Source organism: Companilactobacillus halodurans (genome assembly GCF_009600995.1).
Taxonomy (GTDB): domain Bacteria; phylum Bacillota; class Bacilli; order Lactobacillales; family Lactobacillaceae; genus Companilactobacillus; species Companilactobacillus halodurans.
This window is the reverse complement of sequence record NZ_VDFO01000089.1, coordinates 1-1,223: the sequence shown is the minus strand read 5'-3', so window position 1 is coordinate 1,223 and position 1,223 is coordinate 1. Positions and strand designations below refer to the sequence as shown.

Genomic DNA, 1,223 nt, shown 5'->3' with positions numbered 1-1,223 from the left:
GGCGAATTTTATAATCAAGTTAGCCACTTTCAATAAAATTCCAAAATAAAAACACCAAGACGAAAAAATCAGGTATCATTGGAGTTCTCCACAAACAATGAAAGAGGTTTTTCGTCTTGATGCAAGAAAATGATACCATATTACGACCTAAGGGACACCACTTAACTGAGATTGAACGTGGTGAAATAGCTTCGCTTCACCTTTTGGGATTCTCAAATCGTAAGATTGCTCACGCCGTTGGCGTTTGCCCTCAAACTATTAATAATGAGATCCGCAGAGGGACCGTAAGACAGGTTAAAAAGGTTAATGGAAAGCAATATTCCTCCAATGATTATTACCCTGATACTGCTCAATTACGCTATGACACGCTGCGTAAGCAGTGTCATCGACCTTCTAAGTTTAATCGAGTTAAACCATTCCTAAGCTATTTTGTAGAACAGTTCAAACAGGGGTGGTCTCCAGATACGACCGTAGGTAGATCACGTGTTGAAGGATTATTCCTTAAAGATGAAATGGTATCAACTACTACCCTTTATAAGTACATCGATGAACAACGTTTAGAGATACGTAATATAGATCTAACCGATAAAATGAATAGACCTACCATGCTACATGTTTCGAAGAAACATAAGCGCATATTAGGTAGAAGTATTGAGAAACGCCCTGAGAGTGTTGACTTGCGAGAAGATTTTGGTGACTTTGAAATTGATACGATTGTTGGTAAGAGAAATGGACACGAAAGTGTGGTCCTAACACTCATTGAGCGTAAATCGAGATTCGAGATAATGCGACTTATTGATGGTAGAAATGCTGACTCCGTTGATTATGCTATGAAAGAGATCAAACACAATTATAGTCAGATCATCAACTCAATAACTGCTGACAACGGTCCGGAATTTGCTAATCTTGATTCTGTTATGTCTGGAACTTCAGACGTTTATTTTACACATCCATATACTTCATCTGAAAGAGGAACCAATGAAGTACACAATAGAATGATTCGTCGTGACCTGCCCAAAGGGCTGTCACTCGATTCTATTGCTCCAAGTTTAGTATCTTCTATTGAATCAAAACTCAATGATATGCCTAGAAAGTTGTTAAACTACAAAACTCCACGGGAACTATTCACTAGTTTCTGTGGAGTTTAGAAATGTACTTTTCTGGTACTGATATATTTCGTATTTATTTTTGGACAAGTGGCTAACTTGTTCTTGTAATTTTCG

General features: G+C 37.7%; 1 protein-coding gene. It reads left to right on the top strand.

Features of this window, described 5'->3' with window-relative positions; translation table 11 throughout:
* Positions 1-119 precede the first annotated feature (119 nt).
* A complete protein-coding gene (locus FHL05_RS12385) occupies positions 120-1,148 on the top strand; it encodes an IS30 family transposase (protein WP_153387162.1) in 1,029 nt (342 codons plus the stop codon).
* Positions 1,149-1,223 lie beyond the last annotated feature (75 nt).

Bases quoted from the DNA above. Each gene is read 5' to 3' on its own strand.
- FHL05_RS12385 (WP_153387162.1), top strand. From the start codon at position 120: ATGCAAGAAAATGATACCATATTACGACCTAAGGGACACCACTTAACT.